19 protein-coding genes are annotated in these 21,718 nt (G+C 38.7%); 11 read left to right on the top strand and 8 right to left on the bottom strand.

What is annotated here, in order from left to right; translation table 11 throughout:
- Nucleotides 1-72: 72 nt before the first annotated feature.
- Complete coding sequence (locus J690_RS15660; RefSeq protein ID WP_032036824.1) at nt 73-810, top strand: PD-(D/E)XK nuclease domain-containing protein; 738 nt, start codon at nt 73-75, stop codon at nt 808-810.
- Nucleotides 811-956: 146 nt separating this feature from the next.
- Here the strand turns inward: J690_RS15660 and J690_RS15655 are convergent, their stop codons facing one another.
- A complete protein-coding gene (locus J690_RS15655; protein ID WP_032036823.1) occupies nt 957-1,286 on the bottom strand; it encodes a darcynin family protein in 330 nt (109 codons plus the stop codon).
- A 121-nt stretch (nt 1,287-1,407) separates the two neighbouring features.
- Between J690_RS15655 and J690_RS15650 the strand changes: the two genes are divergently transcribed.
- Nucleotides 1,408-2,007: a TetR/AcrR family transcriptional regulator gene (locus tag J690_RS15650; RefSeq protein WP_032036821.1), complete on the top strand. Its 600-nt coding sequence runs from the start codon at nt 1,408-1,410 to the stop codon at nt 2,005-2,007.
- 504 nt (nt 2,008-2,511) lie between these two features.
- Here J690_RS15650 and J690_RS15645 read toward each other — a convergent pair.
- Both J690_RS15645 and J690_RS15640 read right to left on the bottom strand, forming a co-directional pair.
- Nucleotides 2,512-4,629: a hypothetical protein gene (locus J690_RS15645; RefSeq protein WP_032036820.1), complete on the bottom strand. Its 2,118-nt coding sequence runs from the start codon at nt 4,627-4,629 to the stop codon at nt 2,512-2,514.
- 372 nt (nt 4,630-5,001) lie between these two features.
- Entirely contained in the window at nt 5,002-5,865 is an 864-nt protein-coding gene (locus J690_RS15640) for a LysR family transcriptional regulator (RefSeq protein WP_032036818.1), read from the bottom strand.
- 224 nt (nt 5,866-6,089) lie between these two features.
- On the opposite strand from J690_RS15640, the gene J690_RS15635 reads away from it, so the two are divergent.
- Nucleotides 6,090-6,983 (top strand): PhzF family isomerase, encoded by an 894-nt coding sequence (locus J690_RS15635; protein ID WP_032036817.1) that lies wholly within the window; start codon nt 6,090-6,092, stop codon nt 6,981-6,983.
- A gap of 81 nt (nt 6,984-7,064) precedes the next feature.
- Here the strand turns inward: J690_RS15635 and J690_RS15630 are convergent, their stop codons facing one another.
- The 3 genes from J690_RS15630 to J690_RS15620 form a co-directional block, all read right to left on the bottom strand.
- Nucleotides 7,065-8,348 (bottom strand): ribonucleotide-diphosphate reductase subunit beta, encoded by a 1,284-nt coding sequence (locus J690_RS15630; RefSeq protein WP_005075203.1) that lies wholly within the window; start codon nt 8,346-8,348, stop codon nt 7,065-7,067.
- Between the two features lie 138 nt (nt 8,349-8,486).
- Nucleotides 8,487-8,621 carry a hypothetical protein gene (locus tag J690_RS23885; RefSeq protein ID WP_002120013.1) on the bottom strand — a complete coding sequence of 45 codons (135 nt, stop codon included), beginning with the start codon at nt 8,619-8,621 and terminating at the stop codon, nt 8,487-8,489.
- 56 nt (nt 8,622-8,677) lie between these two features.
- Nucleotides 8,678-11,512, bottom strand: coding sequence for a ribonucleoside-diphosphate reductase subunit alpha (locus J690_RS15620; protein WP_032036814.1), 2,835 nt, complete (start codon nt 11,510-11,512; stop codon nt 8,678-8,680).
- Nucleotides 11,513-11,865: 353 nt separating this feature from the next.
- Between J690_RS15620 and J690_RS24605 the strand changes: the two genes are divergently transcribed.
- Genes J690_RS24605 through bfmS form a run of 3 tightly spaced genes read left to right on the top strand, consistent with a single transcriptional unit; the run spans nt 11,866 to nt 14,443 of the window.
- Nucleotides 11,866-12,048, top strand: coding sequence for a hypothetical protein (locus J690_RS24605; protein ID WP_031944149.1), 183 nt, complete (start codon nt 11,866-11,868; stop codon nt 12,046-12,048).
- The gene (gene bfmR, locus J690_RS15615) at nt 12,045-12,761 is read left to right on the top strand and encodes a response regulator transcription factor BfmR (protein ID WP_000076440.1); all 717 of its coding nucleotides are present in this window, start codon (nt 12,045-12,047) and stop codon (nt 12,759-12,761) included. Before J690_RS24605 ends, bfmR begins: the two co-directional genes overlap by 4 nt.
- Before the next feature lie 32 nt (nt 12,762-12,793).
- Nucleotides 12,794-14,443 carry a sensor histidine kinase BfmS gene (gene bfmS, locus J690_RS15610; RefSeq protein ID WP_002120020.1) on the top strand — a complete coding sequence of 550 codons (1,650 nt, stop codon included), beginning with the start codon at nt 12,794-12,796 and terminating at the stop codon, nt 14,441-14,443.
- A gap of 21 nt (nt 14,444-14,464) precedes the next feature.
- On the opposite strand, the gene J690_RS15605 is transcribed toward bfmS, so the two are convergent.
- Both J690_RS15605 and J690_RS24820 read right to left on the bottom strand, forming a co-directional pair.
- On the bottom strand, nt 14,465-14,818 hold the full coding sequence (locus J690_RS15605) for a hypothetical protein (protein WP_002120022.1): 354 nt from the start codon (nt 14,816-14,818) through the stop codon (nt 14,465-14,467).
- A gap of 92 nt (nt 14,819-14,910) precedes the next feature.
- Nucleotides 14,911-16,329 (bottom strand): sensor domain-containing diguanylate cyclase, encoded by a 1,419-nt coding sequence (locus J690_RS24820; RefSeq protein WP_032036813.1) that lies wholly within the window; start codon nt 16,327-16,329, stop codon nt 14,911-14,913.
- A 425-nt stretch (nt 16,330-16,754) separates the two neighbouring features.
- Between J690_RS24820 and ndhC the strand changes: the two genes are divergently transcribed.
- The 5 genes from ndhC to nuoF all read left to right on the top strand — a co-directional run bounded on the left by ndhC (nt 16,755) and on the right by nuoF (nt 21,713).
- The gene (gene ndhC, locus J690_RS15595) at nt 16,755-17,306 is read left to right on the top strand and encodes an NADH-quinone oxidoreductase subunit A (protein WP_002120061.1); all 552 of its coding nucleotides are present in this window, start codon (nt 16,755-16,757) and stop codon (nt 17,304-17,306) included.
- Nucleotides 17,307-17,312: 6 nt separating this feature from the next.
- Nucleotides 17,313-17,990 (top strand): NuoB/complex I 20 kDa subunit family protein, encoded by a 678-nt coding sequence (locus J690_RS15590; RefSeq protein ID WP_002120034.1) that lies wholly within the window; start codon nt 17,313-17,315, stop codon nt 17,988-17,990.
- A gap of 84 nt (nt 17,991-18,074) precedes the next feature.
- Complete coding sequence (gene nuoC, locus J690_RS15585) at nt 18,075-19,862, top strand: NADH-quinone oxidoreductase subunit C/D (protein ID WP_002120052.1); 1,788 nt, start codon at nt 18,075-18,077, stop codon at nt 19,860-19,862.
- A gap of 13 nt (nt 19,863-19,875) precedes the next feature.
- A complete protein-coding gene (gene nuoE, locus J690_RS15580) occupies nt 19,876-20,385 on the top strand; it encodes an NADH-quinone oxidoreductase subunit NuoE (RefSeq protein WP_002120040.1) in 510 nt (169 codons plus the stop codon).
- On the top strand, nt 20,382-21,713 hold the full coding sequence (gene nuoF, locus J690_RS15575; protein ID WP_002120030.1) for an NADH-quinone oxidoreductase subunit NuoF: 1,332 nt from the start codon (nt 20,382-20,384) through the stop codon (nt 21,711-21,713). Before nuoE ends, nuoF begins: the two co-directional genes overlap by 4 nt.
- The last annotated feature ends 5 nt before the right edge of the window (nt 21,714-21,718 follow it).

The following is a 21,718-nucleotide window of genomic DNA, read 5'->3' as shown; positions in this document are numbered from 1 at the left end:
AAAAAATATTAATATTTACCCTAGAATAGCTATAACATCCCTATGATAGCTATGTTAAAGGACTGAAAATTAGTGAAAGAAATTAAGTTGAAAGAGATACGTGATCAATGTATAGCTTTACAAAAAGCAATGGATGCTTCAAGAAAATCAAAGGTAGATGATGTCTGGTTGCATTCGAGTTTTAAAACTTTTATGCGTAAATATAATGAGATATTAGCAAAAGCTCAGGAGGTAATTAATATTAGAGCCCCCGTAGATATGTATAACTTAGAAAAAGTTCCTTCAGCTTTTGATACAGTTACGATTGAACAAAGAATATATTTTGATGAAGTCTATACTAATCTTTTAATTTTGAAAGCATTTGTTGAAACTACTGGTGGTTTGGATGAAGTTGAAGCAGATAATATTCTTAATTTTTTAAAAGCAAATCTTCGAAAAGCTATTTATGATACTCCACAAAATGAAAAAACTATTCAGAATGGAATTGAAAGCTTATTAATTGGTAAAGGAAAGCAGAAAGGTATTGATTATGATCGAGAGACTGGACGAGTTAAAGTAGCAGGGAAAGAATCTATACCAGATTTTGTTTTCAAAAACCACAGTATGGTTTTAGAGGTTAAAATCTGTAATCGATCAGGAAAGTTAGCAGAAATAATTGATGAAATGAATGCCGATATAGTTGCTTATAGTAGCGGATACGAATTTATTTATTTTCTAATTTATGACCTTGGTTATATAAGAGATGAAGATGAAGTTATAAAAGGATTAGAAATATCAGATAATATTAAATGTTTTATTGTGAAACATTGATATTTAATATAATAAATTTAAAAGGCTTAAGAAAATGGTTTAATTAATAGCTTAAGCCTAATTAAATTTTATAAAAATTATTGAAAAATTTAGATTGACTGTTAATTATCTTCTGACTACTAAAAGTAAAAAATTATTCGCAACTTCTATAAAGAACTTTCATACTCCACATACCCATCTTCAATTGCAGGAATAATCTCTACAAACTCAAAGTAGGGTACTGTACAAAACTCAGAGTCTCGAATCGCATCAATCACAAAATAATAATCTTGCAGAGATGTCGTCTCAAACACAGCAATATCACTGGCCTTAGTGCTAAATGCTTCAACGTCATACCATCGAACTTTTACAGTCGGGTACTTCCCCAAAATAGGTTCAAGCTTCTGTGTACTAAACTCAGCCCGCTTTTCACGAGCTAGAGCCAACCAAGCAGGCAAGGCTCTTAAATGAATAAAAAAAGTATAGGTTCTAGACATAACCACTCCATGACTGGGCCAAGTTGAAGCTCAACTGAAAAGACAGCATTTACTTGTCATATCAACATGACTTAGTCAGTATATGAGTGATTACTCACATTAAATACTCGCATTTCGGCCCATGTCAGAAACCCTCCCAGACCCACGTAAACGCCCGCGTCAAGCACGCTCAGTGGCTACATTTGAAGCTATTTTAGAGGCGGCTGCTCGCATTCTGGAGTCTTTAGGCTTTGCTGGATTTAACACAAATGCCGTGGCTGAACTTGCTGGGGTAAGCATTGGTAGCCTATATCAATACTTTCCATCTAAAGATGCTTTAATTGTCGAGTTAATTCGACGTGAACGTGCCAAGTTATCAAATCATATCGTTGAAGCTATACAACAAAGTGATGCGGCACACTTAAAAGAAAAACTAAAACTCATTATACAGGCTGCTGTACGACATCAATTGAGCCGTCCACAGTTGGCACGAACACTAGAGTTTGCTTCTGAAATCATTGGTAAAGACACTGAGGAAAATGAGCTTCAACATGAACTTGAAACCATAATTTCTGATCTGTTTATACGCTCAGGTATTTCACATGCACAGACAGCCGCACAAGATGTAATTGCTTTAAGCAAAGGAATGATTAACGCAGCAGGCATAGCAGGGGAAAGTGATTTAGACCATTTACAGCAGCGAGTTGAAAAGGCTGTATTTGGTTATTTGGATTTGAGCTAGCAGACATAAGCCATGGTTTCTGTTTGTCATGTGACACATAAGTTGTCATTTTCTATGTCAGTAATTCAAAAGTTTAGTAACTCTTATGACATATGAAGGATTTAGATTAGATATTTACCAGCTTTAGAGCTAAGAGAGATTACATGAAATTGTGGAGAGTTGATCAATAAGTAATCCTGAAAGGTGACAAATCATTAAAAAAGCCCAAGCACTATGAGTTGGGCTTTTTTTTAAAGTAAGTTTTTGATTTATATCAGATAAAATTAAATTTCATATAAGGCATACTATGTTGATTTTAGGAAATATTAAGAATATAAAAAATTAGAATCATATTTTTAGTCCCCGTTATTTAATTTAAAAAATATAGATATATAAAAACTTATGAACTATGTTTTAGAATGAATTAAATTAATAAAAATTAAGTACATAGCGGAAAAATATTTTTCCACTATGTACTTAATTCTTGTAAAAGCGAAATCAACTTATTTTAAATCTCAATACATCCTAGTCAATAAAAGTATTTTTTCTACTCCAAAACATACTAACAGGCTCATAAGAATTCATTTTTTTAAGCGTCATAATTAAATTACACTCGCAAGTTAGATAGTTGCTCTCACAACTTTCACATTCTACCTCATCTATTAGAAACACTGGTGCAGCAATCATTTTTCCACTTTGAACTAAATTGATAATTTCTACGTTAGATTCATGTATTCTCAAAGAAAACTCTTTCTCCAAAACTATCATATCAGCAGGCAAATACTCTCTATTTACTGTAAACTGGCCTATATCGGAAAGATATCCACTGTCACTAAAACTTGTTTTTGTATCTTTAAAAGTAATGCTTAATAAGTTTTGAAACTCTTCTATCCACTCACCAATATCATCAAAACAATTTGGGAAAGTTATTTCGTTATTCTGTATATACTGTAAGAAGGATTTTGGTTTAAATATTAGAGAAAATTTAGCTAAAACCTCCTCATATTCTATTCCAATAGCTAAAGTAACAATTCTATTTTCAATATTATTTAAACTATTTATAAATATTTTTACACTATTGAAGATTTTGCTTGCATTTTCTACATGATTACCATTTTTACAAATTACTAATGGCAAATTAATATTATAGTCTTCAAAAGCAAGATATTTTGTGTCTTGAGGTAGTTTTAATTTAAAATTTGTAGATGATCTTAATATCTTCAAAAAGTCTAAAGCATAAAAATCTATAAATCTCAAACGCCCGTCACTATAATTTAAAAACTCAACAGGGCAAACAAAGATATCTTCATTTTCTGCTACTTCTTTTTCAATGAGTTCATGATAAGAAAGATAAGCTTGTATGCCATCTTCTTCAGTAAAATCCTGTTGTAAGTAGCTTAGAATATTTTCTTCTTGGATTTCTTGGATTTCTTGGATTTCTTGGATTTCTTGGATTTCTTGGATTTCTTGGATTTCTTGGATTTCTCTTTTTTCACCTAAAAAATATTCCCCAATTAAATGGTTATCTTTATAAAAATCTGAAATTAAACTTTTCCATAGAGAAATATCAATTGGTCCATCAATTCTCCATACCTTATAATATTCAGTATTTTTACCTGCCTTCGTAATATCGACATCAAGACGATTAATAAATTGTTCTTCATTATATACTCTCACAGCACCATCCAAATGATATGCTTTTCCTTCCTTATTGATCATTGAATGTACATATCTACAGCCGTAAAGTTCTTCACTCCTTTCATTAGAAAACCCATAAGATGGCTTCGCTCTTACTTCCTCACATTCTAAAGATTGAATTCCATCTTGACGATGCCACCAGAACTCTGTCCTAGAAACACCTGAGAAAAACTCCTCTTTCTCATTTGATTTATGTAATGAAACACCTAAAGGTATATCATTTAAATTATTATTAAATTTTGGTCCCCACCAAAAATCTAATTCGATTGGGCTTTTATAACTTTCAATCAAACCTAGTGAATGTGGATCAATTGCAATTTTTAAATCAAGTTCATCTTTAGATATTAAATTCTGAATTTTTTCTAAAAATGGGCTATTTAAATTATTAAATTGTGAAAGTGATCTTCTAAAAAACCTATGTGCAAATACTGCTACACCTTTATGTTCAAATACCCCAGGTGCGATTGGATTTAGTTCTTTAAGTGAAATCAAAGAATGCTTATCTGTTTCATTACCTAAGAAAATTTCAGGAAACATTTTCTTAGCAATATTTTTATCTAAAATAGATATACATTCCCTTTGTACTACAATTGCATCTTCAGATATAAAATCTTTATTAATTTTTGATAATAAATCTGCTTTTTCATTTTCTGGAACATCTTGTATTTTTCTACTAATAAAATCAAGACATAGATTATTTACAAGCTCCCTTTCCTCTTGCTTATTTGGAATCAACATCTTTCCTATCAATGCAGCTTGATGAGGCATTACCCATAAACCTAAAGTTTTACACCATGCATAAGGTCTATGGTAATCATGGCTAATAAAACTTGGTGTTCCTATGCCCCAAGTTTGCTTTAATCCACTTTCTAAAGTAGATAAACTGAATTTGTAATTATATTTATTAATTTGATCCGTATTTAAAATTTGTATATGTGATCTCATAAAAGTCTCAAACAATTTAATCTTTAACGAATTTATCTAGTTATATTCGTTTTGTATATATATTATACCTGTAAACAACCTAAATTTAGCTTAAAGCAGACTTCTTATTTTTTAAGCCTATTTAACATAATGGGCGTTATCTACAACCACACTTAAAAGATTTTTAAAATCAGAGTATTAATAATTTTTATCTACTACAAAAAAAAGCAAAAATCCGATTTTGACACAAGTCGGATTTTTTATGAGCAGATTTGATAGTTCACGCCAATCATTTTAACTACAAATCACTCTGTACAACTTGAGCGAGACATAACTCGGTTTAACTTAAAATTTCTTTTTTAAATTCAAAATTAGAATAAAAGATAATGCTTATCACAACAGATATTCTTGTAGTTCTTTTTCAATTGTTTCACTAATCAACGTTGAATAGTCACTATCCTTAGTGTCTAAATGACGCATTAACCACACATCTTGTTTTAAAGTTTGCTCAGGTAGTATGGGTACTAAACCCGAAGCCTTTGCAACAAAACAAGGTAGGGCTGTAACTCCTTGTCCTTCAATGACTGCTCGTAGTTGCGAGTGCATGTTATCAAAAGACAAGGCAGGGGTTGCATCTTGGGTGAGTTCACGCATCCATTGTGCTAAGAACGTATATTGAAGGCTTCGGTCCCAACCGATTATACGATGATTCAATAAATCATCAGACGTTTCAGCATGCCCTGTGAAACTGGCGAGATAATCCTGACTACAATAAAGACCATACTCTAGTTGGCCAAGGCGTCGAATAATGTAACGCCCGCTTTCTGGACGAACAAGTCGAAGAATAATGTCAGCTTCCCGTCGGGAAAAATCAACAGGAACGACACTCGTTGATATCTCTAATTGTAAATCTGGATGCTTCAGTTGTAATGCCGTTAGCTTTGATTGGAGCAACTGCTGCCCGATTAACTCAGGTAAAGCAATACGGAACAGTGATTGTAGTCCTTGATCGTTGTAACGCTCCATCGCTATTAAATGCTCTTCTGCTTTTTCAGCCAAAGAAAAAAAATGTTTTCCAACATTGGTGAGTGTATAGCCATCACTGTCTCGAGAAAAAAGAATCGCATTGAGACTTTTCTCCAGTTCAGCGGCTCTGCGATGTACGGTAGAAACACTGATACCAAGCAATTTTGCACTGCGGCTCAACCCGCCAGTCCGCCCAATAGCTAACAAAATTTTAGTATCGTCCCAGTTCATACCTTTCCATATTTAGAAAATGCGTTTGCAATAAAAACTATAGTATCCCCAGTGTTTAGATTTATACAATTCAAACAATCACTACGAAGACTCAAAACTCATTATATGAAGCGACTATAAACCTTTTAGAACTGCGACATGTATTGCTGCAATTAAATAAGATTTTTTGGTTATGGCAGGGGCTATTTCTGAGATCCCAATGTTAACAACAGAGGAGTTCTGCCATGACGACCATTTATGTAGTTGATGCATTTACCACCAAACCAAATACAGGAAATCGAGCAGGGGTTGTGCTAGATACTGACCATCTTACAACTCAAGAGATGCAAGATATTGCTGCATTCGCAGGGTATTCAGAAACTGCCTTTGTTTTGTCACCAAAAGATCAAAGCCATGACATACATGTTCGATATTTTACGCCAACAAATGAAGTCCCGATCTGTGGACATGCGACGATCGCTACTCATTTTTTACGAGCAACTACAGGCCACCAATCGGACTATCCATTAATCGCAAAAACGGGGGCTGGTCATTTACCCGTTTCAATATTTGGAAGTCCAGAAGAGTTATTGGTGAAAATGACTCAAGGTCGCGTAGAGTTTTTACCATCTTTTAATGCGAGTCAACGGAGTGAACTTGCAAGCGCACTGGGTGTGAGTGAAAGTGATTTTGCGGACTTGCCAATACAAGTTGTCACGACGGGGCATTCCAAGGTGATGGTGCCCATGCTGAGCAGAAGTACGCTTGATGGATTAACTCCGAATAATGAAAAATTGAAAGATATTAGCGCTGAAATAGGTTGCAATGGTTTTTTTCCATTTGTCTTGGAAGGTAGTAAGCAAGAACCTATTACCTATGGTCGAATGTTCGCACCTGCAATCGGTATTAATGAAGATCCTGTAACTGGTAATGCAAATGGTCCAGCAGGAGCATACCTTGTTCACTATGATTTAATCGAATGTGACCAGAAAGTAAGTTATTGGGGATATCAAGGTCTCGCAATAGAAAAACCGGGGCGAGTTCTAGTAACAGTTGAGAAAACAGATTCAATATTACATGTCAGCATTGCAGGACAAGCGGTTTTAGTTGGTTCAGTTTTGTACTCGGGTAAAGATTGATTATATTTAAGAAATTATGACATTTTGAGTAATAAAAAAACCGCTATAGATAGCGGTTTTTTATTTAGTAGATCCTTAAACTTACCAGCTTAACGCACCACCAGTTTGGTAGTCAGTTACGCGAGTTTCGAAGAAGTTCTTCTCTTTACGTAAGTCCATCATCTCAGACATCCACGCAAATGGATTCGTTACACCAGCAAATTGCTCTGGTAAACCTAACTGAGATAAACGGCGGTTACAGATGAATTTCAAATATTCTTCCATCATGCTTGCGTTCATACCCAATACGCCGCGTGGCATTGTGTCACGTGCATATTCGATTTCAAGCATCGTACCTTCAACAATCATTTGAACCACTTCTTGTTGGAACTCAGCAGTCCAAAGGTGAGGGTTCTCAATCTTGATTTGGTTAATCATATCGATACCAAAGTTCAAGTGCATAGATTCATCACGCAAGATGTATTGGAATTGCTCAGCAACACCGTTCATCTTGTTACGACGACCCATACTCAAAATTTGAGTAAAGCCACAGTAGAAGAAGATCCCTTCAAGAACACAGTAGAATGCGATCAAGTTACGAAGTAAGCGTTGGTCGTTTTCAGGCGTACCTGTGTGGAAATTAGGGTCAGTTAAAGATTGAGTATATTTCAAGCCCCAAGCTGCTTTACGTGCAACAGATGGAACTTCACGGTACATGTTGAAGACTTCGCCTTCATCCATACCTAAAGATTCGATACAGTATTGGTAAGCGTGAGTGTGAATTGCTTCTTCAAACGCTTGACGCAAGATGTACTGACGGCATTCAGGGTTAGTAATGTGACGGTAAATCGCCAATACCAAGTTGTTTGCAACCAAAGAGTCCGCAGTCGAGAAGAAACCTAAAGAACGCATAACAATAGTACGCTCATCTTCGGTCAAGCCATTTTCAGACTTCCAAAGCGCGATGTCATGGTTCATGTTCACTTCTTGAGGCATCCAGTGGTTTGCACACCCGTCAAGATATTTCTGCCAAGCCCATTCATATTTAAATGGAACAAGTTGGTTCAAGTCCGCACGACAGTTAATCATGGCTTTGTCGTCAACTTGAACACGTTGAGCACCCATTTCTAGCTCTTCAAGGCCAGGGGCAACGTCTAAGTGTTCTAAGGCTTGAGCGGCTCTAGCCACTGTATCGGAGGCAACTGTTGGTCGCACGGAATGGGTTCCAGCGGATTGTGGAGCTGCCACGCTCGGCGATGATGGCTGCGCAGTAGATACATTCTGCGAATCTGACGCTTTTTCCGATTGGACGGGCGTAGACTTGTGTTCAGGTGTAGTCGGTTTTTGCGAATCATCTTCAAAATCGTCCCAACTAAGGATAGACATTTTTGTTCTCTCTTCGTTGTATATATCTATATTTGACATCTCTTAAACGAAGATGTCCCTACTATACGCTTTTAATGTGTAAACAAAATTAAGTTTTATTGATGCATGACCAAATTTTGGGCCTTTGGTCTCTACTCCCTACAACTTATTTTGTTTACGCTGTTGCTTACGTATTGTGATAAATGCGTAAACCATCGGCATATAAAAGAAAATAAAGGCAAAGATTAAAACTCCAACACCAAGCATATAGTTATGGCTGAGATGAGAAAGCATAATCTTTACCTCTTTTAAGATTGCTCTTTAGTGAAAAAGAGCAATCTTATTGAATGTTATTGGCAAGCTTCACAATCAGGGTTGTCGATTGAACAAGCCATTGGTACTGGAGCTGCTTGAGTAAAGCCTTCTTCTTCAACTGCTACTTCTGGTTTCTTCGCTTCTACAACAGGGGCAGCAACTGCCGCTGCTTCAACAGTCGCAGGTTTAACTGCGTTTAAAGCACCTGTGTTAATTGTAGATTTTTCAGCAGAAGTTGCACCTAAAGCTCGGAGGTAATAAGTCGTCTTAAGACCACGTAACCATGCCATCTTGTAAGTGATGTCAAGTTTCTTACCATTTGCACCAGAGATGTAAAGGTTAAGCGACTGAGCTTGATCAATCCATTTTTGACGGCGTGATGCAGCATCAACGATCCAACGTGTATCTACTTCAAACGCAGTAGCAAAGATTGCTTTTAATTCTTCAGGAATACGAGCAATTTTTTGTACTGAACCTTCAAAGTGTTTAAGGTCGTTAACCATTACTGTGTCCCAAAGACCACGTTCTTTTAATGCACGAACAAGGTATGGGTTAATAACAGTGAACTCACCAGACAAGTTAGATTTCACATATAAGTTTTGGAATGTTGGCTCAATAGACTGAGAAACACCACAAATGTTAGAGATGGTTGCAGTTGGAGCAATCGCCATCACGTTTGAGTTACGCATACCGTCTTTTTGAACTTTGGCACGTAAAGTGTCCCAGTCTAAACGTTGAGTACGGTCAACTTCGAACATGCGCTCTGGACGAGATTTCGCAACAATTTCTAAAGAGTCGATTGGAAGGATGCCTTGATCCCACAATGAACCTTTGAATGTTGAGTAAGCACCACGTTCAACAGCCAAGTTGCTTGAAGTTTCAATTGCGTAGTAGCTAATTACTTCCATTGATTCATCAGCAAAATCAACAGCAGCGTCTGAACCGTAAGCAATACCCATTTCATATAGAGCATCTTGGAAGCCCATGATACCCATACCCACAGGGCGGTGCTTCAAGTTAGAGTTTTTCGCTTGTGGTACAGCATAGTAGTTAATGTCGATCACGTTATCGAGCATACGTACAGCTGTTTTAATTGTGCGAGCTAATTTCTCACGGTCTAACACACCACCTTGAACGTGTTGTACAAGGTTGATCGAACCCAAGTTACATACTGCAATTTCGTCTTGATTTGTGTTCAAGGTAATTTCAGTACATAGGTTAGATGAGTGAACTACACCAACGTGTTGTTGTGGTGAACGTAAGTTACATACATCTTTGAATGTGATCCACGGGTGACCAGTTTCAAACAACATAGAAAGCATTTTGCGCCATAAATCTTTAGCACGTACTTTCTTGTGTAGCATGTTAGTTTCTTTCGCTACAGACTCATAGTAAGCATAACGCTCAGCAAATTCAGCACCAGTTAAGTCGTGCAAGTCTGGAGTTTCAGAAGGGGTAAATAATGTCCATTCACCATCTTCAAATACACGTTGCATAAACAAGTCTGGAACCCAGTTCGCAGTGTTCATGTCGTGAGTACGGCGACGGTCATCACCCGTATTTTTACGAAGCTCTAAGAACTCTTCGATGTCTAAGTGCCAAGTTTCTAGGTATGCACACACAGCACCTTTACGCTTACCACCTTGGTTTACTGCAACAGCTGTATCGTTCGCAACTTTCAAGAATGGAACAACACCCTGAGACTTACCGTTAGTACCTTTAATATAAGAGTTCAAGGCACGAACAGGTGTCCAGTCATTACCTAAACCACCAGCCCATTTAGAAAGCATCGCGTTGTCACGCATTGCGCCATAAATGTCATAAAGATCATCGCCAATCGTTGTTAAGTAACAACTTGAAAGCTGTGGACGTAATGTACCTGAGTTAAACAGGGTAGGCGTAGAAGCCATGTAGTCGAAGCTAGACAATAAGTTATAGAACTCAATTGCACGCTCTTCTTTATCTTGCTCATTAAGTGCAAGACCCATCGACACACGCATGAAGAATAATTGCGGTAATTCGAAGCGAACGCCGTTTGAGTGAATGAAGTAACGGTCAAATAAAGTCTGTAAGCCTAAATAGGTAAACTGATTAGAACGTTCTGGCTGAATTGCTGCTGATAATTTTTCTAAGTCGAAGTCAAGCAAGTCAGGTGAAAGCAAATCAAGCTCAACGCCTTTTTTCAAGAATGCTTCAAGTGCATTGTTTTCAGGTGTGTCTGTTGATAAGCCTAAGAACGTTAAACCAGTGCTCACTAATTCGTTACAAAGCAAACGTGCAGTCACGTAAGTGTAGTTTGGTTCTTGTTCAATACGGGTACGTGTTGCCATCATCATTGTTGTGGCAATATCACTTTCTTTTACGCCGTTATATAAGTTTTTAACGGTTTCATCGACAATGGCTTGAACATCAATACCTTCCAAACCTTCAGCTGCCTTAGAAACAGTTGCTTGCAATGCACTTAAATCAAGTGGCTGAAGCTGACCGTTTTTGTCGGTAACTTGTAAAGTAGGGTGGTGGTTTGAGTTCGTTTGCTGACGAGCGCTAGCACGTTGTTCACGGTAAATCACATAAGCGCGGGCAACCTTTTGTTCCCCAGTACGCATTAAAGCAAGTTCTACTTGATCTTGAATTTCTTCAATATGGATCGTACCGCCCGATGGTAAACGGCGAGTAAAAGTATTTAAGACCATTTCCGTCAACTGGGTAATACGGTCATGAATACGGCTAGAATCCGAACTCTGTTGACCTTCCACAGCAAGAAAAGCTTTACCAATCGCAACTGAAATTTTCTCTGCATCAAATGCAGCAACATCTCCAGTGCGCTTAATCACCTGAATTTGACCGGGAGTCGAAGTAATTACGCTCATGCCAGCATAGCTCCATTGTCACTTTTGTTATGTTCATAGACCGTTTGAACCGAGCAAAAAACATGCCACGATATTTGAGGGATAAACACAAGACTTAGTAGTTAAAGTTTATTTTCAACACAAGATACGGGATTTTTCATAGCAGATCAATCTTGACTTTTTAGTAATTTTTTATCTGTATGATTTGATGGGAGATAGCATAGCAAAGCTGTTAAAAAACACTTATAGATAACTTTGTGGATAACTCAAAAAACAAACACTTAAATAAATTTAAACTAAACAGAGAAATAATTTGTTTAATATTCATACATTGGAAATATGAATAGAATATGAAATTTAATAACAATAAATAAATCTTAAAAACACGTGAAAATTCAAAGGCTAATAAAATGCAACAAAATACGATGGTCATGTATCAGTTTGGTGAACGCCTACTTGTTTACAATGTAAACGTGTGTATATTGCAAATGATAAACGAATGTATCTGCAAGATTTTTAAGATGCATGAAACGAGATTTATAGGGGCAATGATATGAGCCAAGAAGAAAAGTTACCAAAGATTCTGATCGTTGAAGATGACGAGCGCTTAGCGCGATTAACTCAAGAATATTTAATTCGCAACGGCTTGGAAGTTGGTGTAGAAACTGATGGTAACCGTGCAATTCGTCGTATTATTAGTGAACAACCAGATCTAGTGGTCTTGGATGTCATGTTGCCGGGTGCCGATGGCTTAACAGTTTGCCGTGAAGTTCGTCCACATTACCATCAACCCATTTTGATGTTGACTGCACGTACAGAAGACATGGACCAGGTGCTTGGTTTGGAAATGGGCGCAGATGATTATGTTGCTAAACCAGTTCAACCACGTGTTCTTTTAGCGCGTATCCGTGCACTATTACGTCGCACAGATAAAACTGTAGAAGATGAAGTTGCACAGCGTATCGAGTTTGATGACCTTGTAATTGATAATGGCGGTCGTTCTGTAACGCTAAATGGTGAACTTGTTGACTTCACTAGCGCAGAATATGACCTATTATGGTTGCTTGCATCAAATGCTGGTCGTATCTTATCGCGTGAAGATATCTTCGAACGTTTACGTGGTATCGAATACGATGGTCAGGATCGTTCAATCGACGTCCGTATTTCACGTATTCGTCCAAAAATTGGTGATGATCCTGAAAATCCAAAACGTATTAAAACAGTACGTAGTAAAGGTTACTTGTTCGTTAAAGAAACCAACGGGTTATAAGGTCTGAATAAACTTCCTATAAGGTTGGTCGAGTGTTTAAACACAGTATATTCCTGCGAATATATGCGGGACTGGTAATTCTTGTTGTTCTGGTTGCTGTCTTTGGTTATTTGCTTGTACAAATTATCAATTATCAACGGGCACAAGAATACCGAGAATCTTTAACCGATGGTATTTCTTATGTCATTAGTGAGGGAGTCGCTCGACAACCAGGGAAGCAACAGAAAATAGACTGGGTTTCAGATGCATCAGATTTATTGGAACTTCCAATTTATTATACTGATGCAAGCAAGGTTGAGTTATCTCGTACCGAGAAAAAACGAATCGAAGCTCAAAAATCTGTTGTCCGTTACGATGCCAGTAATAGTATTGCGTATATCATTATTGGCTTACGTGATGACCCTCAGCATTTTTTATCTATAAAAGTCGACAAAATTACTGAGCGCCAAATGAAGGCTCTCCCTATTTTTGTACTTGATTATTTAATGTTTTATCCGGGGCAAGAACAAGAATATCTTGCCAAGATTCAAAAACATTTCTCTTACCCAATTAATATCTACAATATTCAAGATATTAATCTGGACTCCGAACAAATTGGTCGTTTACGCCAAGACCAAAGCGTCATGTTGTACAAAGACAGTGCGACAGTACGCGGAACAACCATTTCAATCGTCTCTCCAATTCCGAATCAGCCTACACGGGTTCTCGTGCTTGGACCTGTTCCGATGTTTAACTGGATGCCTTTGCAGCTTTCAGCAGGGATTACTTTATTTAGCTTATTTTTGCTGAGTCTAGGTGTCTATGGGTTGATCTTGCCGTTAGAGCGTAAAATTCGCCAAGTACGTTATGCATTAAACCGTATGAAGTCTGGTGATTTGTCATTGCGTGTTCCTATTGAGGGAAGTGACGAAATGGCAAACTTGGCATCAAGTTATAACAACATGTCTGACCATATTCAGCGTTTAATCGAGGCTCAACGTGAGTTAATGAGAGCCGTATCTCATGAGCTTAGAACGCCTGTTGCCCGTATCCGTTTTGGTACAGAGATGTTGGCAGAAGAAGATGACTACAATCATCGTATGCATCAGGTCGACATGATTGATAAAGATATTGAGGCACTCAATACTTTAATTGATGAGATCATGACTTATGCAAAACTAGAGCAGGGTACACCTTCACTAGATTTTGATGAAATTACTTTATTTGATGTGTTAGATCAGGTTGCAGTTGAAACCGAAGCTTTAAAAACGCAAAAAGAAATTGAACTTGTTGCTCCTCCACTTTATGTAAAAGTAGATGCTGAGCGTCGCTACTTACATCGTGTTGTTCAAAACTTAGTGGGTAACGCGGTTCGTTATTGCGATAATAAAGTTCGGATTACCGGTGGTATCCACAGTGATGGCATGGCCTTTGTTTGTGTTGAAGATGATGGCGCAGGTATTCCTGAACAAGACCGTAAAAGAGTATTTGAAGCTTTTGCCCGTCTAGACGATAGCCGTACGCGTGCGTCGGGTGGTTATGGTTTAGGGTTGTCTATCGTAAGCCGTATTGCCTATTGGTTTGGTGGTGAAATTAAAGTGGATGAAAGCCCAACCTTAGGTGGTGCTCGCTTTATCATGACATGGCCAGCAAAACGCTTTAAACAGCCTCCTTTAAAAGCCAATAAAAAAGCACCTTCATAAGGTGCTTTTTTATTGATCTATTTATAGTTGAGTCGCATCTGGTTCCAAAATAGGTTTTCCGCTTCTTAAGCTGGTTAAGGCATCGGAATTAAAATCGATCAGTAACGAATTGTTTTTTGCATCAATCTGGTATTTTTGAATAAGAGGTTGATCTCCATTAAGCGTTTCTATTTTATATTCATCTGCAATATGCAAAATACCTTCTAGGTTTGTTGTCGTTGACGCAAAATCCTGTCTAAATATTTCATAGACATCCCGCAAGTCAAAAATTGCATTGTTGGCATCTGGATGTTTGTGAATATAGCTTTCTATATGTCGCACCAGTAATTGTGCAAACAAGTAGTAGTTTGGTTTATGCGTATATTCTAGAGTCATGCATTTTTCTCCTTATTATCTGTTATTAGCATACATGGCAAAACACAGGTTATTGTATAAAATTCATTACACTAGATGACAAAATGGAAAAATTATAAAGAGATAAACACTCGATTACGTCCTTGGCGTTTTGCTTGATATAAAGCGTCATCTGCTTCTTTAAATAAACTTTCAATAGCTCGATGGGAAGATGGGGAATATAAGCTTATCCCAATACTCACCTGTATAAAAATTGGTAATTTCCCATAAATATAAATCGGTTGCTGACTAATTTTAATTCGAATCTGTTCAGCCAGTTCAAATGCACTTTCCTTGGTGGTATCTGCAATAAAAATGGCAAACTCTTCACCTCCAAAGCGACCTAATAAATCATGAGGATGTAAAATATTTTGAATCGTGGTGACACAAGTTTGTAGCGCCCGATCACCGATTTGATGACCATAGTTGTCGTTAACTTGCTTAAAGTGGTCGACATCAAGCATGAAAAAAGCTGAGGTCTTATTTTCTTTTTGTACTTTTTCTTGAAGTAATCTGACCGACTGTAAAAACTGGCGTCGAGTCAGACTTGAAGTTAGTTCATCATGTGCAATGGCATGTTGAAGCTTTTGAATTAACTCTGAATGCAAAACACTAATACTAGAAACCGTAAGTGGGGCAATCGTCATCATAATTAACCCAATTCGGATCGAGATCGTATTGCTGAAATATTCGTTTGGATAGAGCAAAAGGTAATGTCCAGAGACATGATAAATAATATAAGCACTGGTAAAGCTAGTAATGAGTGCAACAACAATAGGTTTGTAGCGAATGGCACACCAGATCAGGGCAGCAATCGGGTAGAGCAGCGAACCCGGACCAGAGTCATAATAGCTAGCAGCAATCGAAATAAGCACAGCGCCAAAAGGTAAAAGGTCGGTTGGTTGTAGGCCACGATTTCTTGAAAAGTAATGTTTAACCTGACTATATTGAGGGATGTTCAATATGATAGGTAAAAGAAGCAAGGCATTTTGCAGTTCTGAAGTAAACCAGTAACCAAACTCATCCAGCAAGCCACCAATCATAAATTTGGTATTAAACATAGGCACTAAAGTTGCTGCAAACAATGCACCTACTACGCTACCTATTCCGCATAATCCAAATAAAAAAAGGTAAGAATAACCGCGATAGGCCGCCTTAATATGTTGATTAAAAAACATATAGAGCGCAAATGTAGTAACAACATAAAGAAAGTTTGATGTTGTTAAAACAAGTGTGAGGGAAAATGGAGTGCCCTGAAATAAGTCAGCAATCACATATCCTATATAGGCACCTAAAAATGCGCTTGGTCGGCGTGTGATTGGAAAACGAATAAGCAATCCGAGCAAAACCGAATTGGCAGGCCAAAAGAATGCAAGAAAACTTAAAGGGCGAGATGCAATGCCAATGAAACAACATGTCGCAATAATGAAGCTAAATAGGAGAAAAAATTTAAAAAAGAAGAGAAATGAAAATTCACGAAGTGAGTATGGCATCAGCTGCCCTTAATGATAAATACTCTTATCCAAGAGTAATAAAATATTATGCATGATTAAACATTCATCATAATTCAGAGGAGAAGCTGAATACAATAAAAAACAAACTAATATTATAAAAAAGTAAGTTATAAAAAGTTAATAAGCGCTTCAACTGTGTAAATATTCTAAAATTAAAAAATGAAAAAAATCATCATAAATAAAGAAACAATTAAATAAACCGATTATGTGCTGTGAAACCCCCCTTACAACACATAGAAGAATAGTTTTGTCTAGAAAATCATCCGAAAGACTAAGACGCTTCAACTAGCATGGGAAATTAGAAATCAGGTACAATTGGCGGGATTAATTTTGTGTTTGGTGTATTTGAAGGCCAATACATACATTCTTTGTTAAATAATAGGCCTGCCAGGAGTTATCCCCGCATGAGTGCCATTACTCCATACGACTGGGCGATTATCGCCTTCGTGATCGGCGTTACATTTCTTTGCGTCTTTATGCTCACAGTTCCCTTACTCCTCGGGGGAAAATCGTGGGGACGTGCTAAGCAAGAGCAGTTTGAATCAGGTGTCGTGAGTGCTGGTGGCGCTCGCATTCGCCTGTCTGCAAAGTTCTATTTAGTTGCAATTTTCTTTGTTGTCTTCGACTTAGAGGCGCTTTACCTCTATGCATGGTCTACTTCTGTGCGTGAAGTAGGGTGGTTGGGATATACCACTGTAGTGATCTTTGTCGTTGATTTATTGATTGCGCTTGTTTATGCCTTCTCTGTAGGTGCTTTAAGTTGGTCACCAGCAGATCGCCGTAAATCAGCAGGTGAGGCGGTTAAAATCGGTTCACCAACAATGAACATTGCTGAAATTACACGCTTTAATTCTATTGAAGAGCTCGTAACTGACCCTACAGGCCAGATTCCAGCTCAATCATCAGGTCGTGTTAAGTCAAAAACTACACCTGCATTGTCATCTGAAAAGGAGTAAGTCGGGATGAAATATACTCTGACCCGCGCGAATCCGGATGCTGATCAATACCCATTGCAAGAACGTCAAATTGTGACGGATCCGCTTGAAGAGGAAGTGAATAAAAACGTATTCATGACTCGTTTAGAGGATGTCTTGCATACAGCAGTAAACTGGGGACGTAAAAACTCTTTGTGGCCATTTAACTTTGGTACCTCATGTTGTTACGTCGAATATGCAACGACCTTAACCGGTGTGCATGACTTGTCACGTTTCGGTGCAGAGGTTATCCGTGCTTCACCTCGTCAGGCTGACTTGATGATTGTTGCAGGTACCTGTTTCGTAAAAATGGCACCAGTTATTCAGCGTCTGTATGAACAGATGTTAGAGCCTAAATGGGTCATTTCGATGGGTGCTTGTGCAAACTCTGGAGGTATGTACGACATCTATTCAGTAGTACAAGGTGTAGACAAAATTATTCCTGTTGACGTGTACGTCCCAGGTTGTCCGCCTCGTCCTGAAGCATTAATTCAAGCTTTAATGCTTTTACAAGACCAGATTCAATTAGAGCGACGCCCGCTTTCTGCCGTGATCGGTGATGATCTTCAGCCAGTATATAAGCCAAAGATGATGCCAGAACGTGACCGTAAGAATGCAGAGCGTATTGCCGTTAAAAACTTACGCTCTATGGATGAGATTAAATAATTTTTTGACGGTGTTTTGACATATCTAACTGATATGTTCATCGAGAAAATTGACAGAATTTGTATTAAATAGGAAGCCAAGCCAATGGCTGAAACTGACATTGCTATGCCAGAGTCAACAGCAGTTGATTCACGCCCAGCATTTGCAATCGTAGAAGAGCTCAAAACCAAATTTGGTGAGAACTTTTACGTGCAGGCGACTTTTGAAGAGTTTCCAACAGTCTGGGTCGAGCGCGCACGCGTGCAAGAAGTCCTTATGTTCCTGCGTAAAGTGGAACGTCCGTATGTAATGCTGTTTGACTTATCTGCGATGGATGAACGTTTACGTGTTCATCGTGATGGTTTACCAGCATCTGACTTCACTGTGTTCTATCATTTATTATCGCTTGAGCGTAATAGTGACATTCGTATCAAGGTTGCCTTGAACGAAAATGACCTAAACATTCCGACAGCGACAAATATCTGGCCAAATGCCAACTGGTATGAACGTGAAGCTTACGATATGTTCGGTATCAATTTCGAAGGGCATCCAATGCTCCGTCGTATTTTGTTGCCAACCTATTGGGAAGGTCATCCGCTTCGTAAAGAATATTCAGCACGTGCGACAGAATATACGCCGTACATGCAAGACAAAGCGAAACAAGACTTTGAACAAGAGCACTTACGTTTTGTACCTGAAGACTGGGGTCTTAAGCGTGGTAACGCTGATGAAGACTTCATGTTCTTGAACTTGGGTCCTAACCATCCATCTGCACATGGTGCGTTCCGTGTTGTATTGCAGTTAGATGGCGAAGAAGTGAAGGACTGTGTACCTGATATCGGTTATCACCACCGTGGTGTGGAAAAGATGGCTGAACGTCAAACATGGCATTCTTTCATTCCTTATACTGACCGTGTTGACTACTTAGGTGGTTGTGCTCAAAACATGCCGTATGTGATGGCTGTAGAGCAAATGGCAGGTATTAAAGTTCCTGAGCGTGCACAAGTGATTCGTGTCATGTTGAACGAGTTGTTCCGTATCAATAACCACTTGTTATTCTGTGGTACGGCAATTCAGGATGCCGGTGGTATGACACCAGTATTCTATATGTTCGCAGACCGTCAAAAAGTTTACGACATTGTTGAAGCAATCACGGGTTACCGTATGCATCCGGCATGGTTCCGTATTGGCGGTACAGCACACGATCTTCCAAACAACTGGCAAAAGCTTGTTAAAGAATTGCTAGAGTGGATGCCTAAACGCTTAAACGAATACTACACAGCTGCATTAAAAAACTCTGTGTTTATTGGTCGTACGCGTAATGTTGCACAATACGATGCCAAATCTGCACTCGCATGGGGTGTAACTGGTACTGGTTTACGTGCAACAGGTATCGATTTTGACGTTCGTAAATATCGTCCATACAGTGGCTATGAAAACTTCGATTTTGATGTGCCAGTTGAGTATGAAGGCGATGCATACGCACGTGTGCTTGTTCACTTCCGTGAAATTACCGAGTCGCTAAAAATTATTCAACAGTGCTTGGATAACATGCCTTCTGGTCCATACAAAGCGGATCATCCATTGGCTGTTCCACCACCGAAAGATAAGACATTACAAGATATTGAAACCTTGATTACGCACTTCTTGAGCGTTTCATGGGGTCCTGTCATGCCAGCGGGCGAGTCATCATTTATGACTGAAGTGGTTAAAGGTGCAAGTACTTACTACTTGACTTCAGATAAAGCGACGATGAGTTATCGTACTCGTATTCGTACACCGACGTTTACTCACTTACAGCAAATGCCTTCAGTGATTAACGGAAGTTTAGTATCTGACTTAATCATTTATCTGGCGACCATTGACGTGGTTATGGCTGACGTGGATCGCTAAGAGGTAACACATAATGATGATTTTGACTGATAAAAAACCACGTGTGAATGTCGAAGGGATTTTGACTGCGGAAGAAATTCACGAAATCGAACATCACATTGGTCACTATCCATACCCTCGTGCAGCCTCTTTGGATGCATTGAAGTGTGTACAGCGCCGTAATGGTTGGGTAGATGACGCTCAAATGAATGCCATCGCACAGTTGTTGTCGATGAGTGTTGCTGATTTGGAAGGCGTTGCAACATTTTACAACCGTATCTATCGCCATCCGGTAGGTCGTCACGTAATTTTACTTTGCGACTCAATTGCTTGCTTCTTAATGGGTGCAGAAACTCTTGCTGAAGCATTCCAGCGTGAATTAGGAATTCAGTATGGTCAAACGACACCAGATGGTCGTTTTACATTGCTTCCAATTTGCTGCCTAGGCAACTGCGACAAAGGCCCAACTTTAATGATTGATGAAGATACTCACGGTTTAGTAGAAGTGACATCAATTAAACAGTTATTGGAGAAGTATGTATGAATACTGAACCAAAACCAATTTATGGCGACGGTAATCCGGAAACTCATCCGCTCACTTGGCGTTTAAGCAAACAAGAAGCGGTACGTAGTGCTGATGATTACGAAGCACTTGAAGGCTATGCTGGCTTTAAAAAAGCTTTAGGCATGAAACCTGCTGAAGTGTTAGACGTCATTAAAGCTGCAACTGTAAAAGGTCGTGGTGGTGCGGGTTTCCCAGCGGGTATTAAATGGTCATTGATGGCACCAAATGATGGTGGTCCACGTTACTTGATCTGTAATGCCGACGAAATGGAACCGGGTACCTTTAAAGACCGTTTGTTGATGGAAAAACTTCCACATCAATTGATCGAAGGGATGTTAATTGCGGGTTATACCTTAGAAGCAACTCAAGGTTATATCTTTATCCGCGGTGAGTACATCGAGGCTGCTCAATATCTAAATGAAGCGTTAGAACAGATTCGTGCTAAAGGTTATTTAGGCGAAAACATCTTAGGTTCTGGCTGGAATTTTGATCTGCATGTACATACGGGTGCAGGGCGTTATATCTGTGGTGAAGAAACTGCATTGATTAACTCGCTTGAAGGCCGTCGTGCTAACCCACGTACTAAGCCACCGTTCCCGCAAGTTGCAGGAGCATGGGGCCGTCCGACGATTGTGAACAACGTTGAAACTTATAACAACTTGCCAGCAATCATGCTTCGTGGACCAGAGTGGTATATCGGCTTGTCAGCGGGTAAATCAAAAGATCCAGGCACTAAAATTTATGGTGCATCGGGTAAAGTTAAATTCCCGGGTCTTTGGGAATTGCCATTTGGTACAACTGCGCGTGAAGTGATTGAAGATCATGCTGGTGGTATGCGTGAGGGCTTAAAGCTCAAAGCATGGTTACCGGGCGGTGCTTCAACTGACTTTTTGCCAGCAGATACTATTGATTTACCAATGGATGCGGACACGATTATGAAAGCAGGTTCTCGTTTGGGAACATGTTTGTTAATGGTAGTAGACGAAACTCAATGTATGGTATCGCTCACTCGTAACTTAGAAGAGTTCTTTGCGCGTGAATCATGTGGTTTCTGTACACCATGTCGTGATGGTTTGCCATGGGCTGTTAAAGCGCTTAAAGCACTTGAAGCAGGCGAAGGTAAGAAAGAAGATATCGACCATTTACAAGAACTAACTCGTAAATTATGGATTGGTAAAACTTTCTGTGCCCACGCACCAGGTGCGATGGAGCCGCTTATGGGCGCACTCAAACATTTCCGTGGTGAGTTTGAAGCGAAAGTGACGAATCGTCCTGTCGTGCAAACCAGCAACGTAGAACAAGCTTAAGGAAT

Source organism: Acinetobacter sp. 742879, from assembly GCF_000588535.1.
In the GTDB taxonomy this organism is placed as follows: domain Bacteria; phylum Pseudomonadota; class Gammaproteobacteria; order Pseudomonadales; family Moraxellaceae; genus Acinetobacter; species Acinetobacter pittii.
Note: the sequence above shows the minus strand (reverse complement) of the source record. Positions and strands in the feature narration are given on the sequence as shown.